The organism is Campylobacter sp. CNRCH_2015_1657, assembly GCF_025772685.1.
Lineage (GTDB): Bacteria > Campylobacterota > Campylobacteria > Campylobacterales > Campylobacteraceae > Campylobacter_D > Campylobacter_D lari_D.
The window spans coordinates 138,348-153,471 of record NZ_JAKMSO010000003.1 but is presented as its reverse complement, the minus strand read 5'-3'; the positions used below and the strand labels follow the sequence as shown (position 1 = coordinate 153,471).

General features: G+C 26.5%; 15 protein-coding genes and 1 tRNA gene. 7 read left to right on the top strand and 9 right to left on the bottom strand.

What is annotated here, in order from left to right:
* Positions 1–14 precede the first annotated feature (14 nt).
* The gene (locus L8X27_RS03695; protein ID WP_263671565.1) at positions 15–206 is read right to left on the bottom strand and encodes a mini-MOMP protein; all 192 of its coding nucleotides are present in this window, start codon (positions 204–206) and stop codon (positions 15–17) included.
* 75 nt (positions 207–281) lie between these two features.
* Here L8X27_RS03695 and L8X27_RS03690 point away from each other — a divergent pair, with 75 nt between their 5' ends.
* Positions 282–1,619, top strand: a complete 1,338-nt coding sequence (locus tag L8X27_RS03690; RefSeq protein WP_263671564.1) for a coproporphyrinogen III oxidase family protein — start codon at positions 282–284, stop codon at positions 1,617–1,619.
* 21 nt (positions 1,620–1,640) lie between these two features.
* Here L8X27_RS03690 and hemJ read toward each other — a convergent pair whose 3' ends face one another.
* The 3 genes from hemJ to glmM are packed head-to-tail and all read right to left on the bottom strand — an operon-like array spanning position 1,641 to position 3,869.
* Entirely contained in the window at positions 1,641–2,090 is a 450-nt protein-coding gene (hemJ, locus tag L8X27_RS03685; protein ID WP_039629243.1) for a protoporphyrinogen oxidase HemJ, read from the bottom strand.
* A complete protein-coding gene (gene lspA, locus L8X27_RS03680) occupies positions 2,084–2,539 on the bottom strand; it encodes a signal peptidase II (RefSeq protein ID WP_133319071.1) in 456 nt (151 codons plus the stop codon). The genes hemJ and lspA overlap by 7 nt, the downstream gene beginning before the upstream one ends.
* Complete coding sequence (glmM, locus tag L8X27_RS03675) at positions 2,532–3,869, bottom strand: phosphoglucosamine mutase (protein ID WP_039629248.1); 1,338 nt, start codon at positions 3,867–3,869, stop codon at positions 2,532–2,534. Before glmM ends, lspA begins: the two co-directional genes overlap by 8 nt.
* Positions 3,870–4,001: 132 nt before the next feature.
* Here glmM and L8X27_RS03670 point away from each other — a divergent pair, with 132 nt between their 5' ends.
* The 3 genes from L8X27_RS03670 (at position 4,002) to L8X27_RS03660 (ending at position 6,488) form a co-directional block, all read left to right on the top strand.
* Positions 4,002–5,177, top strand: coding sequence for a YdgA family protein (locus L8X27_RS03670; RefSeq protein ID WP_263681062.1), 1,176 nt, complete (start codon positions 4,002–4,004; stop codon positions 5,175–5,177).
* A complete protein-coding gene (locus L8X27_RS03665; protein WP_263661890.1) occupies positions 5,174–6,364 on the top strand; it encodes a replication-associated recombination protein A in 1,191 nt (396 codons plus the stop codon). Before L8X27_RS03670 ends, L8X27_RS03665 begins: the two co-directional genes overlap by 4 nt.
* 48 nt (positions 6,365–6,412) lie before the next feature.
* Positions 6,413–6,488: transfer RNA gene (locus L8X27_RS03660), tRNA-Val, on the top strand.
* Positions 6,489–6,519: 31 nt separating this feature from the next.
* On the opposite strand, the gene L8X27_RS03655 is transcribed toward L8X27_RS03660, so the two are convergent.
* The 4 genes from L8X27_RS03655 to L8X27_RS03640 all read right to left on the bottom strand — a co-directional run bounded on the left by L8X27_RS03655 (position 6,520) and on the right by L8X27_RS03640 (position 11,236).
* A complete protein-coding gene (locus L8X27_RS03655; RefSeq protein ID WP_263681060.1) occupies positions 6,520–8,514 on the bottom strand; it encodes an AlwI family type II restriction endonuclease in 1,995 nt (664 codons plus the stop codon).
* Between the two features lie 7 nt (positions 8,515–8,521).
* Positions 8,522–9,439: a DNA adenine methylase gene (locus L8X27_RS03650; RefSeq protein ID WP_263681058.1), complete on the bottom strand. Its 918-nt coding sequence runs from the start codon at positions 9,437–9,439 to the stop codon at positions 8,522–8,524.
* On the bottom strand, positions 9,424–10,443 hold the full coding sequence (locus L8X27_RS03645; protein WP_263681057.1) for a DNA adenine methylase: 1,020 nt from the start codon (positions 10,441–10,443) through the stop codon (positions 9,424–9,426). The genes L8X27_RS03650 and L8X27_RS03645 overlap by 16 nt, the downstream gene beginning before the upstream one ends.
* A 172-nt stretch (positions 10,444–10,615) precedes the next feature.
* Positions 10,616–11,236, bottom strand: a complete 621-nt coding sequence (locus L8X27_RS03640) for a DUF305 domain-containing protein (RefSeq protein WP_263681056.1) — start codon at positions 11,234–11,236, stop codon at positions 10,616–10,618.
* A 121-nt stretch (positions 11,237–11,357) separates the two neighbouring features.
* Here L8X27_RS03640 and L8X27_RS03635 point away from each other — a divergent pair, with 121 nt between their 5' ends.
* Entirely contained in the window at positions 11,358–11,990 is a 633-nt protein-coding gene (locus L8X27_RS03635) for a hypothetical protein (RefSeq protein WP_133319079.1), read from the top strand.
* Between the two features lie 2 nt (positions 11,991–11,992).
* On the opposite strand, the gene ruvC is transcribed toward L8X27_RS03635, so the two are convergent.
* Complete coding sequence (gene ruvC / locus L8X27_RS03630; RefSeq protein ID WP_039627288.1) at positions 11,993–12,469, bottom strand: crossover junction endodeoxyribonuclease RuvC; 477 nt, start codon at positions 12,467–12,469, stop codon at positions 11,993–11,995.
* A 122-nt stretch (positions 12,470–12,591) separates the two neighbouring features.
* Between ruvC and dnaA the strand changes: the two genes are divergently transcribed.
* The gene (dnaA, locus tag L8X27_RS03625) at positions 12,592–13,920 is read left to right on the top strand and encodes a chromosomal replication initiator protein DnaA (protein ID WP_263681054.1); all 1,329 of its coding nucleotides are present in this window, start codon (positions 12,592–12,594) and stop codon (positions 13,918–13,920) included.
* Between the two features lie 131 nt (positions 13,921–14,051).
* The gene (gene dnaN / locus L8X27_RS03620) at positions 14,052–15,119 is read left to right on the top strand and encodes a DNA polymerase III subunit beta (RefSeq protein ID WP_263681052.1); all 1,068 of its coding nucleotides are present in this window, start codon (positions 14,052–14,054) and stop codon (positions 15,117–15,119) included.
* Positions 15,120–15,124: the final 5 nt, after the last annotated feature.

Here is a 15,124-nt window from a genome sequence, read left to right as displayed (position 1 = left end):
TTAAGGCTTAGTTGTTAATGCATTTGAATTTGAATTCTTTGATTAAAATTATTATTTCCTCTATCTTTTGGGCTATTATGCTCAAAACGATAACGCATATTACCTGAAACATTAATATCTTGAAAAATTTCATCTAAAGGTGCAGAATTTGACACGCTTATAAGCCCTAATAAAAATACAAAAAATGCTATAAAAATATTTTTCATTATAAAGCCTTTGTAAAAATATGATACAATTATAGTCTTTTTAAATAACTACAAAATGAAATTTTTAGGAAAAATATGAATTTTTTACAAAACTTAGCTCTTTCTTACTCACATAAAGCCATGCAAAAATCTTTAGAGAATGGTTTTGATGTAAAACTTTTAAAAGAAGGACAAGAAAAAAAAGTTAATCCAAAAAAATCTTATATGCTCTATGCTCATATACCATTTTGCCATACTTTTTGTCCATATTGTAGTTTTCATAAGTATTATTATAGTGAAGATTTAGCAAAAAGATATTTTGAAAGCTTAAGAGAAGAAATCAAACAAATCAAAGACAAAGGATTTGATTTTACTTCTATGTATGTGGGTGGTGGTACTACTTTGATCAACGAAGAAGAACTTGCTAAAACTTTAGAACTTTGCAAAAAATTATTTAATATTAAAGAAATTTCTTGCGAGAGCGATCCTAATCATATCGAACCTAAAAAGCTAGAAATGTTTAAAGGGCTTATAGATCGTTTAAGTTGTGGTATACAAAGTTTTGATGATGATACTTTAAAAAAAGTAGCAAGGTATCATAAATTTGGTTCAAGCAAAGAGCTTCAAGAAAAGCTTTCTAAAGCTATAGGTGTGCTTCCTATTATGAGTCTTGATTTGATTTTTAACTTTCCTTCTCAAACTAAAGAGCAATTACTCAATGATTTAGAAATAGCCAAAAATTTAAAACCTCAACAAATCACAACTTATCCTTTAATGAAATCAAACCTCACAAAAGATAATATCGCAAAAACTCTAGGAGTAAGTTTTAAAGATAATGAATTTGAGTTTTATAAAATCATTATAGATTTTTTCAAAGATTATGAAAGAAATAATGCATGGTCATTTTCTTTAGAAAAAAGTAGCTTTAATGATGAGTATGTAAGTAGCCATCATGAGTATTTGGGTGTAGGAAGTGGGGCTTTTAGCTTTTTAGATGGAGAGCTTTTAATCAATGCTTTTAATTTAAATGATTATTCTAAACTCATAAAAGAAAAACAAAATGCAAATATTGCTAAAGCTAATTTTAGCAGAAAAGAAATCATCAAATATGTCTTTTTAACTGAAATGTTTGCAGGTAAAATCGAGATTGATAAATTTAACAAAACTTTAGATTGCAATTTAGAAAAAGATCTTTTTATAGAGCTTTTAGGTCTTAAGCTAAGTAAAGCTATAAAAAAAGAAAATAATACTTTACACACAAGTGAATTTGGGCGTTATTTGTTTATGGTATTAATGAAAGATTTTTACACTGGTATGGATTTAGTGCGTGCTGTATTTAGAGATAATAAACGCTTACAAGATAAAGAACACATTAATATCATGCAAGAAAATGTTGATCCACTTGATTTTAAAAGTATGGAGTTTAAAGGATAAAAAGCCTTTAAAGGCTTTTTACTAAAATGGTCTTACCACCATCATAATAGCGATAATTATAAATAATATCGTTGGAATTTCATTATAAGCTCTAAAAAATTTCCCACTCTTTTTGCAAGTATCATTTTGAAGTTGTTTTAAATAATAATAATTTTGCAAATGATAAATAATCAAAAGCAAAGCACAGGTTAATTTAGCATGCATAAATCCTGATCCAACCATCAAAACTTTATTTACATGCAACATCAAACTTCCACTTATTAAAGTTACTATCATCGCAGGAGTTTGGATATAAAAATACAATTTTCTTTCTTGAATTTTTACCACTTCTACAAAGCCTTTATTATCTTTATGCTCTGTATGATAGACAAAAAGTCTTGGTAAATAAAACAATCCAGCCATCCAAGAAACAAAAGCTAAATAATGCACCATTTTAATCCACAAATACCAGTCAGTTAAAAAATCTAACATTTTTCTCCTTTTTTATTAAAAATTTCTTTTATTAAAATCAAAGCTACACTAATGTTTATCATCACATCAGCTAAATTAAACACAGCAAATTCAAACCACTTATGCCAAAATACAAAATCCACCACACCTATATGCACAAAGCGATCAAGTAAATTTGAACACCCAGCAGATAGCATAATAGCAAAAGCGATCAAATGTGTTTTAAAAAATTCTTTTTGATAAAGCAAATACACAAACAAAGCCAAAATAAAAACAAGTTGTATGTATTTTAAATACTCTCCTAAAAATGCAAACATTGAAAAGGCTACACCGGTATTATAGGTTAAAACTAAATCAAAAATTTCACCCTTATATTCAAGCCCTTGCAAAAACAAATACTTACTTACTTGATCTAGTATAAAAACTAAAGCAAAAACAAGCCAAAATTTTAAAGATAAAATTTTAAGCATTCAATGCTTTCATAAAAAAGCTTTCAACAGCTTTCATTTCTTTTTCTAAAAGCTTAATATCTTTTGCTTCAAGTAATAAGCGTATTAAATTTTCTGTACCTGAATACCTAAACAAACTAGCAATTCCTTTTTTTTCTAAATCTTTTTTCAACTCTTCTAAGCCTGCAAGCTTGCTTAAGTCTTTTTTCTCTGAAATTTTAAGATTATGCAAAAGCTGTGGGTAAGGTTTAACTTGATTTAAAATTTCACTTGCACTTTTTGCTTCACTTAGCATTAAAGCACTAAATTGTAAAGCAGCTACCAAACCATCTCCAGTTTTTGCATAGTCACTAAAGATAATATGCCCACTCTGCTCACCACCAAAATTTCCACCGCATTCTTTGAGTTTTTCAAGTACATATTTATCGCCTACATTGCAAGTTTCATGTGTGATTTTATGTTTAGTTAAAAACTCTTTTAAAGCACCATTGCTCATTATAGTGCTAACTACACTTGATTTTAACTTGCCTTGTTTTTTCAAAAATAAAGCTAAAACACCCAAAAGACTATCTCCATGAGCTACTTCGCCTTTTTCATCCACAACAACCAAACGATCCGCATCCCCATCAAAAGCAAAACCCACATCTGCTCTAAATTTCTTTACCTCTAAAGCTAAATTTAAAGGATGTAAAGCCCCGCAATTTTCATTGATATTTAAACCATTTGGCTTATCATTGATCACAATCACATCTGCACCAAGTTCTTTAAAAACCGTAGGTGCTACCTTATAAGAAGCTCCATGAGCCACATCTAACACAACGCGTAAAGACTTTAAAGTCAGCTCTTTAGGAAAAGAATTTTTTATAGAAACAATATATCTTCCTATCACATCATCAATTCTTTTTGCTTGACCAATTTGTGATTTTGTTGTTCTTGCTTCTTCTATGAGTTTATCATTAAAATAAATTTCTTCTATTTTTGCTTCTGCTTGCTCATCAAGTTTATTTCCGTGTGCATCAAAAAATTTAATGCCATTATCATAGTAAGGATTGTGTGAAGCTGATATCATAATCCCTGCATCACAACGCATATCTTCAGTTAAAAACGCAATAGCAGGTGTTGGCATAGGGCCTATTTCTATAACATTATAACCTATAGAAGTAAGTCCTGAAACGATAGCATTTTCTATCATATAACCACTTCTTCTTGTATCTTTTCCTACTAAGATATTGTTTGTAAGGGCTTTGTCTTTAAAATAAATTCCAGCAGCCATAGCCAAACGCATTGCTAAAAATGAATCCAAAAACTCCCCCGCTTTACCGCGTACTCCATCTGTTCCAAAAAGTTTCATTTTTTTTACCTTTGATTTTAAATAGTGCAATTATAAGTAAAAAAGTTAAGTAATGTATAAATGTGAGAATTTTATAAGCATTAGTTAGTAATAAAAATATATAATTTTTAAAATTTCACTTAAGGAAAATGAATGAAAAAAATCATCGCAGGGGTTGTAGTAGTAATTTTACTAGTTATAGGGTTTTTTACCTCAGCTTCTTATATTAACTCAATCAATGAAAAAATCTTTGCACAAATGAGTCAAGATACAGCATATTATAATGTTGAAGATACTAATTACACTAAAGGACTTTTAAATTCCAAAGGAAGTTTTATAGCTACACTTAATGATTTACCTTATAGTTTTAAAGTGAATGTGGATTTTTCCAATAATTTTTTTGCAAGTAATAATGCTATCGTTTCTATTTTAAATGAAAATGAAGACTTAAAAGGCATTTTTCCAAACGAAGAAATCTTTAAAATCTTAGTTAGCGTCAAAGGTGGTGACATTAACATCAATGCAAAAATAAATGATATTAATTTCACACGCAATGATACAAATTTAGTTTTAAACAATACATCATTTAAGATTATAGGTTCTGATGAATTTGTAAAAAATATGGAACTTAATCTAGGTTATGTTTTATTAGAACAACTATCTCATAAAGAAAAATTAGAAGCAAAAAATATCAAAATTTCTGAATTTCCTATACAAAAATTAAGCTTTAATGATATCTTTAGTCCTAGTAGAAATAGTGAGCAAAATATAAGCATTGATAGTGCTAGTTTTATAAGTTCTATTGCTTTTGACTTTGATAAATTAAAAATTTTTGCAAAAACAGCTCAAAATACTCAAAACGATTATGATAGTGTTTTAAAACTAGATTTAGCTAAATTTAATCTTGCAAATGAAAACTTTATGCTAAATAATATTAATTTAGATATGGATTTTAATAATCTTTCTAAAAAAGCTTATGATAGCTTAATGCAAAATTCAAACACTGATATTTTTTCTATGATGCTTTTGGCAAGTCAGTTTTTAAAAGCAAACCCACAAATCATCTTAAATAATCTAAGTTTTGAAAAAGAAGGTAAAAAATTTGACGCAAATGGACAAACTATTTTCACTGAAAACAATATAAAATCACAATTTCATGCAAACACAGAAATTCTTCCTAGTCAAATTTGGCCTGATTTTGCAAATTTTGATACTTATTTCGTAGATAATAATGGCTCTTATATGCTTGATTTTATCTATGATGATTCTAATAAAAGTGATGTTACAACTATCATTAATGGTGAAAGACTTACCATAAATCCACAATGACAAATTTAAGCTTAACTTTTCGTCCTAAAACTTTAGATGAGGTTTTAGGACAAGAAAATTTAGTAGAAATTTTTAAAAAATTCATACAAGTTTCAAAACTCCCTCATAGTGTATTTTTTGGCCCAGCAGGTTGCGGGAAGACTTCTTTTGCAAGAGCAATAGCGTATGAGTATAAACTAGACTTTTATGAGTTTGATGGAGGGAATTTTAAACTTGAAGAACTTAGAAAAATACTAAGTAATTATGAAAATTCTTTATATAAACCTTTGATATTTATTGATGAGGTACATAGGCTTTCAAAAACCCAGCAAGAAATGCTTTTAATCCCTTTGGAAAATCAAAAATGCCTTTTCATAGGCGCAAGCACTGAAAACCCCTACTTTACTTTAACTTCAGGCATAAGAAGCAGAAGTATGCTTTTTGAATTTAAAGGTTTAGAGTATAAAGACTTAGAAAAACTTGCCACAAAAGTGCAAGAAAAACTCCAATGTAAAATCGATGATGATGCTAAAGACTTTTTAATCACTTCTAGTGCAAATGATGCAAGAAGCTTTTTAAATTTATGTGAGTTTGCTTTGGCTTTAGATAGCACTCATATCACACTTGAAACTTTAAAAAAATTAAGAGCAAATGTTTTAAGCGATGGCACTTCAAGTAAAGATACACACTATAGACTAGCTAGTTCTATGATAAAAAGTTTAAGAGGAAGTGATGTGGATGCGAGTTTATATTATCTTGCGAGGTTAATTGATGGGGGTGAAAGTGCGGATTTCATCGCTAGAAGATTAGTGATATTTGCAAGTGAAGATATCTCAAATGCAAACCCACAAGCACTTAACCTAGCCACAAGCACACTCATAGCAGTAAAAAACATAGGCTATCCTGAAGCTAGGATCATCTTAGCTCAATGTGTGGTATTTTTAGCAAGTTCGCCTAAGTCAAACTCAAGCTATCTTGCTATAAATGAAGCACTAAATTATGTACAAAATAATCCTGCATTAAAAATACTTCCTTATCTTGATAATAATAACCCACAAAGAAAAAACTACCTTTATCCGCATGATTTTGGAGGATGGGTTAAGCAAAGATATCTAGAAAAAGATTTGAAATTTTATCATAGCAAAGGTATAGGTTTTGAAGCACAGCTAGATTTATGGTTAAATGATATGAAAAAAATTAAAAAGTGATTTTAAGCACAATGTAAAAATATTTTTATATAATTTTTGTTTTTTTAAGGTTCCGTAGCTCAGTTGGTAGAGCACCACCTTGACATGGTGGTGGTCGTTGGTTCAAGTCCAATCGGAGCCACCATTTTTTATTTCTTTTGATTGGATCTATGAATTTAATTTTTTAGTTTATCTTTTATATATTTTACATACCATTCATCAGCATCCAATTCATCCAAATTAGTCTTATATGCTTCATCAAATAAAGAATAAAGTTCACTATATTTTTTATTATTTTTTATGATATTTTTTAATTCAATTGTTTCCAAAGGTATAATTTTCATTCCTTTAATTTTATTTGTACTATCACAAGTATCATAATATGTAGAATTTTTACGATTTCTAAAATCACTTAAAACATTTATGTCTAAATGTGTAGTTGAAAAAACACAATAAGAATTTATATTTCTTGTTGCCAAAAGATGCTGTCCCAAATGTCTTGAAACAGGTTCCATTTCTGCTCTTCGTTGATTTGTTTTATCTGTGAGTGTTGCTTCTAGAAGCAAAGTATGTTGTGGATAAAATTCATTTTCTTCGTATTCATAAACAATATCTGCTTCGCCACCGCCTGCATGAGATATAGGAAGAAAATCTGCGTCCATGGATAATTTCATATAATCTAAAATTTTACCTTTTCTTGCACTTATTTTGTACCATATAATACCTAATAAATATTCATATATAGTAGGAATATCAGCATTATTTGTAATATACTCTTTTATTATTTCATCTTTTCTTATTTCAAGATTATTTAATAATTCTATAAGTTTTTCATCATTAAATTTTTCATCAATTAACTTGTTAAATCTTTTATATCTTTGCTTTTCATACTCACTCATTGCATCATCAAGTGTTGAAATATTAAGTCCAAACTCACTATTTATAGAATCTATAATAATATTATCGGTTGACACAAAAAATGATGAAATTTCATTTAATTCGCAGTCTTTATATAAATTTTTATCTGAGATAAATGCATTTTTATATAAATCTTCTATTACTGTTTTAAAAAAATATTTTGGAATTATGTCAAGTTCAACTTTATTATTTCTAAATAAGAATATATTGCTAAGCCCTAAATAACGTCGATTTAAATCAGCATAATCTCTAAGAGTAGCTTTTGCTTTTAATAAATGCAACACTTTAAAAAAAGCTAATTTAAATTCATCCTCATTAGAAACTTTATCAAAAATACTAGGATTTAAAACATTACAAAGCTCTTTCTTTATCTTTTTTGTAGTTATTTTAGTAGTAAAAATAAATTTGCCCCATAAGTTTTTTAATTTTAATTTTCTTATAATGTTATATAACTTTATCAATGAATTTTCATCTTTTTGTTTCTGTAAAAATATAGCTTTTAATATTTCATAAACTTCAAAATAATCTAAATCATAACTTGGACTTTTTCTATTCATTCCTATTTTACAAATTACATCTTTGTTAATTTGTTTTGAAGCTAAAAACCATTTCAATGCTTCTTGGTAATTTTCCATTTCCATTAAACGATTTATAATAATATCATCTATATTTATTTTATCATTTCTTAAATATGAAATTTGTGTTAAAATTTGTTCTGTATATTTTTTATTCGTACAAAGTGGAAGAAGATATACAAATTCATCATATTCTAAAAATTGATGTTTATTAAGTAGATAAAGTGCAATTATAAAAGGTTTAACACATTCATTTTCTATAGTAATATTAGTTTTCAAAAGTTGTTTTAAATATATAAAACTATCTTTTGAAATTTGCAAAAGATTATCTGTACTAAAATCTCTGCTTTCACTGACTTGTAAAAGTTTATACCCTACTTCTGTTAATTTTCTATTATTATCAATTAACCCTATATCAACAAGCCCTGAAGTTTTTTGTCTTGCATCTTTATCCTTATTATTTGCAACTCCAATAACAAAACCATTGTCTTTTAAAAAATCATAGTAATTAGATTGTAAAATTCTATTACCTATCCATTCTTGTCCTATATTTTTTGGTAGTTGCCAAAAATCATTAAGTAATTTTAATTGAAGTTCAATATTTTTATTAAAATTCTCAGTTCTAAAACTTGTAGTTCCTAAACTCCAGCAATAACTTTTATATCTAAAATTTTCCATTTTATTCCTAATAATTAATAATTAATACCTCATCACTTGTAAAATTTTTATCTTTAATTTGATAATTAGAATTTGAATATTTATGTTTTAAATGATGAACTTTATATTTTTTATTTTTTAACCAATGCTTTAATATTTCATTAGTTTTTCCTTTACTAGATAAAACATTTGAAAGAGCAAATCTTATATTTTGATTGTCTAATTTTTCTAAAAAATCAAGCAAGTCTTTTTCATCATTCTCATTCCAACTACTATTTTCATTATAGGTTGCACAAGTAATTAAATAAGGTGGATCAATATAAACAAAATCATTTTTTTCTAAATTTTGAATATTAAAATTTCTAAAATCAATACAAGAAAAATAACAATTTTGTTCTTGTATTCTTTTAATAAAATTAATAAGTTTTTGCTCCATTTTAGTATTAAAATCTCGTTTTCCAACAGGTAAATTAAAATTACCTTTTGAATTAAATCGGATTTGATTATTGAATGCATAAACAATCATCACATAAAACATTATATAATAGTCAAAAGATGTATTATTTTCTATATTAAAATCATTTCTAAGCTTTAAATAGCCATTTTTATTATACTTACTCAACCCTTTAGAGCTATCACATTTATAAAATTCATATCCATACTTACTAACAATAGACAAATCATATTTCTCAATTATTTTATAAATTTGTTTTAAAATATTTTCACTATCCATTTTTTTAAAAAAATTATATAAATTATAGAGTTTTATATTGATATCATTATATATTGTCTTTTTACTTTTTACATTTAAACCTACATTACAACCCCCGCAAAACAAATCAATAAAAGTATTAATATTCTTAGGAAATAATGGCAAAATTTGAGGAAGTAATCTAAATTTTCCACCAGTATAATTTAGCGGTGAAGCAATTAACGGCATTTGCATAAAAACAACCTTTCATAATTGTCTTTAATATTTGATTTACCTGTACTAAATGCTTTGTGTTCTTGAGAAAAAATACTCACTTCACCTCTTGTGCTTAATGATTGTATTATAACTTCATCACTTATCTTCGCATTTGAACGATTATTACCTTTAGCAAACATATTATTATAAGATAATAATATATATTTTGCATTTATATTTGATATTAAATTAACAAAAGTATCATTTGCAGTATTACTACAATATTTACTTTTAATCATACTTCTATCCATTTTACGGGCTACACCAAAAACCTGTGGTTTTTTCCAAGTAGCTATATTTTCTAATAAATGATAAGTGTCACTATATTGTCTAGAATTATAAGGAGGATCGATATAAATTAAATCTGCATAAATTTCTTCTATAAGTTCATTTGCATCTTTATTAAAACATCGATTATTAGTGTTTAATTTATTATAAAATTGTGGTAGAGTAAGATTAATTTCATTAACTAGTTTTGCATTTTTTCTATAAGCATCGTAATGTCCGCATGTAGCTGCTATTTTATCCATTGCATATATTAATGAAGTAATTAAAATAGCTTTTTCTTTTTCATTAATTTTATCACTTTCTTTTAAATTTTCAATACTTTCACGAATAAAACCTATTTTAGAACACACTTTAGCACTAAAATAAGTATCAGCAAAATTTTCTCTCATATAATTATTTTCATTTTTATCATATTTATTAAAATCATTTAACAAAAATTTTATTTTATCTTCATCATAATTTTCAGGACTAAACCATGCAACATTACAAAAATAATTACTTTGTAAGATATCGTTTGTATAAATTATTTTATCTATAAATGCGCTAGCAACTACTCCCGTTCCTGAAAATATATCAGCAACAGACTTTATATTTTTACAGTTTTTATTTGTAATGTTTAAAATAAATGGTAAAAGTTTTGTTTTGTTGCCTAAATAACGACGAGAACTAATATTAAAACTTGATAACGTAGTCATTAATATCCAAAATATAAATTTTATATAATTATATACTAATCTATATAAGATATATTGAATTTTAAATAAAAGCTAGTATTTAGTATTTAATTAATATCTAAAAATATTATTACTTTTATTTTTAGATAAAAGTAATAATATGTTCTTAGAAATTTTACTAAACTACCTATTTTTACATATACTTTAACAAATTCGTAAATTCTTGGATTTCTTTTTCTTGATCTAAGATGATTTTTTTAGCAATATCAGTGATAGTTTTGTCTTTAGAATAAAATAAAATTTGTTTTGAAGCATCTACTGCACCTTGATGATGTGCTATCATCGCTTCTAAAAAGTCTTTATTGATGTTTTTGCTTTCTTTAACCGAACTCATTAAAATCATCATTTTTTGCATTAACTCTTTTTCTTCTTGAACGAATTTTTTATAAGTTTCTTCATCAATTTGAGTTTTTGTATAAAGATTTTTATCTAAAATTTCTTGAAATTCTTGGATTTCCTTTTCTTGAGCTTTGATGATATTTTGAGCGATTTTTTTCATCTCTTCACTTTTTGTATGTTCTAATAAAAGCTTAGATGAGTCAATAGCACCTTGGTGATGTGGAATCATATTAGCTAAAAAATCTCTTTCTATGTCATTGCTTTGTACTAAAGGATTTTTCATCATAGGTTCATGCATACTCATCATGATTTGTGATGAAATACTTCCAGAAGCTCCATGATGAGCATGATGAGAATTTGCAGCAAATAAAGTACTTGCTAAAACTAAACTTGAAACTATAATTTTAATTTTCATTTTTTTCCTTTTTTTAAAATAACTTTGGAATGTTATAAAAATTATATAAACTAAAATTAACAAAGAAAAAAACATTTTTTTGTTATAATCTATAATACTAAAAAAATAATAAGGATGTTATATGCTAAAAGAACTACTTGAAATAAAAAAAGAAATGGAACCTATAATTCATGATTGTTCAGTAAAAATTCAAGTAGCCGCAAGAGAAGTAATCGTAAGGAAAAGAGAATATGAAATCTATGGTCCTATGATAGATAGAGTATATCTTGATAATGCTATATATATAAAAGTTTTTGGTAGTGGGCGTGATACTAAAAGCACTAAAGTAGATATTAAAAATGGACTTTATATGGTTTATGTAGCACCTGATAAACCTACTAATCAAGAAATTATGAATAAACTAAAAATAGCATTTGAAAGTATAGATAATAAATTCATCTCAAGAATTTTAGAACTCAATAGAAGAATGAAAGAAGTGATTAACAAAACTCAAGCAACCCTAGCAAAAGCATCAAATATGAATGTTTTGATAGAAACAAATCTAGGCGAAGCTACCGCGGCACATAAATTTGTAATAACTATTAAATATTTAAAAGATAATCAAAAATTAGAATTAAAAAATTCAAAATCTGCAGGAAGTTTTAGAGATACCAAAAATCATATCAACCTAGTAGTAGAAAAAAATACTGATTCTGCTGTATGTGAAAAACTTCTACATGATGTTGAAATTTATTTTATAGGAAATGGAAAGTAAAATCACTTTTTTACTCTCAAATTTGCTAAATGCGTCAAAGCTACTGCGATAGCATCGGTAATATCAAGTGGCTTGATGTCTTTTGAAATTCCAAGTAATCTTTTTACCATAAAAGCTACTTGCTCTTTAGTAGCTTTTGCTTTACCTGTTACGGTTTTTTTCACTTGTAAAGGTGTGTATTCTGCAAATTCTCCATGAATTTGTAAGATTTTTAAACTCAAAGCTCCACGAAATTGTGCTAGTTTTAGAACCGTTTTTGGATTATAAGCAAAAAATATATCTTCTATAGCTACCTCATCAAACTGATGATTTTTAAAGATTAGATCAAGTCCTTCACATAATTCTGTAATTTGATACTGTAAATCATTGGGTTTGATTTTGATAAGTCCTGCTTCTATGAGTTGATTTTTATTATTTATTCTTTCTACAATAGCATATCCACAATATCTAGAACCAGGATCTATCCCTAAAACTTTCAAACTTTTCACCTTTTTATTCACATAGATGTGAAATTTAAATTTTTATGTGAATAATTTTAACCATTTTTTATAAAAAATAAGCTAGAATTTTAAGTTTTACATCATAATTTATAAGAATAATAATGAATATAAAAGATTTTTTATTTGAATTTAAAACTGAAATTAGCAATAACGAATACAATACTTACATTTCTCACTTACAATTTAGTGAAAAATTAAGTAAAAATAATATCTTAGTATTTATCGCACCAAATCATTTTTTGGCTAAATTTATACAAACAAAATACGCACAAAAACTAGCTTATTTTTATGAAGTAAAAACAGGGATTAACCCTCAAGTTAAAATCATAACAAATGATCAAAAGATAGAGAAAAAACATTTTTCTACAGATATTTCACAGATTAAATTTCAAAGTACTATTTTAAATCCTTCTTTTACTTTTGAAAGCTTTGTTGTAGGAGATTCTAATCAATTTGCCTATGCAACTTGCAAAGCCATTACCGATAAAAGCAAACTTGGAAAATTATACAACCCTATCTTTATCTATGGCCCTACAGGACTTGGAAAAACTCACTTGCTTCAAGCTGTCGGAAATGTGTGCTTGGATAATGGATATAAGGTTATTTATGCTACAAGTGATAATTTTATCAATGATTTTACCATGCATTTAAATAACAAAACCATGAGTAAATTCCATGAAAAATACAAAAATTGCGATGTTTTACTCATCGATGATGTGCAGTTTTTAGGTAAAACAGACAAAATTCAAGAAGAATTTTTCTTTACTTTTAATGAAATCAAAGAAAAATTTGGACAAATCATCATGACAAGTGATAATCCTCCAAATATGCTAAAAGGCATAACAGAACGCTTAAAAAGTCGTTTTGCAAATGGGATTATCGCAGATATCACTCCACCTCAGCTTGATACAAAAATCGCAATTATCAAGAAAAAATGCGAATTTAATGCTATTTATCTCAAACCTGAAGTCATAAGCTACATCGCTACTTCAATGGGAGATAATATCCGAGAAATAGAAGGTATGATTACAAATTTAAATGCTCAAGCAAGGCTTTTTAACCAAGAAATCACTTTAGAAATCGTTAAAAGCTTTATGAAAGATCACATTAAAGAAACAAAAGAAAATATTAGTGTTGAAGATATACTTGCTGATGTTTCAAAAAGCTATAATCTTAAACCTAATGATATAAAATCAAACAAAAAAACACAAAATATCGTTATGGCAAGAAGGGTTGTGATATATTTAGCAAGAGAGCTTACAACTATGTCTATGCCTCAACTTGCTAGATTTTTTAATATGAAAGATCACACTGCCATTTCACATAATATTAAAAAAATTCAAGAGTTAATGAGCGAAAATGAAAACCTAAAAGCCATAGTAGAAGAATTAAGAAATAAAATTTTAACAAAAATAAAAAGCACCCTGTGAATAAAAGTGAAAAATAAAAAATTTTATTCTATGAGTAAAATTTCTATAAAAAAAGGCTTTTAAAAAGCATTTCACATTTTCACATTGCTTATTATTATGATAAAATAAATTTAAAAAACAAAGGAAGTAAAATGAAAATTAGCATTAATAAAAACACTTTAGAATCTGCCATAGTTTTAACTAACTCTTATGTAGACAAAAAAGACTCAAGCAACATCGCTTCTCACTTACTTTTTGAAGTAGTTGAAGATAAATTAATCATAAGGGCAAGTGATTATGAAATAGGTATTAACTATAAAATCAAAAAAATTAAAGTTGAAAGTACAGGTTTTGCAACTGCTAATGCTAAAAGTATTTTAGATATCATTAAAAGTTTAAATAATGAAGATGTAGTTTTAGAAACTATAGAAAATTTCCTTTTTATTAGACAAAAAGGAACTAAATATAAACTTCCTATGTTTAATTATGAAGATTTTCCAAATTTCCCAAGCACCGAAGGAAAAGATAAATTTGATATTGATTCGAGTGATTTAAGTAGATCTTTGAAAAAAATCCTACCTGCAGTTGATACAAATAATCCAAAGTATTCTTTAAATGGTGCTTTACTTGATATAAAAACAACCCACATTAGCTTTGTAGGAACAGATACTAAACGCTTAGCGGTTTTTACACTAAATAAAACAAACGAAAAAGAATTTAATCTTTGTATCCCTAAAAAAGCTATTTTAGAAATGCAAAAAATCTTTTTTGAAAAAATTGAAATTTATTATGATGAAAATATATTGATTGCAAAAAATGATAATTTTGAGTTTTTTACAAAACTTATTAATGATAAATTCCCTGATTATGAAAGAGTAATTCCAAAAAATATCACAAAAGAATTTATTTTTAAAACAGAAGAATTTATGGATGCATTGAAAAAAATCAATGTAATCACTGAAAAAATGAAATTAAATTTTCATAAAGATAAACTTGTATTTGAAGGTATTAGTTTAGATAATATGGAAGCAAAAACTGAACTTGAAATGGAACTTAATATAGATGAAGAATTTAATCTTTGCATTAAAAATAAATTCATCACTGACTTTTTAAATTCTATTGAAAGTGAAACATTCAAACTTAGCATAAATGAACCTCATATGGCATTCTTAGTTTCAAGTGAAGAATTACAAACTGTAATTATGCCAGTTATTTTATAAGGAAA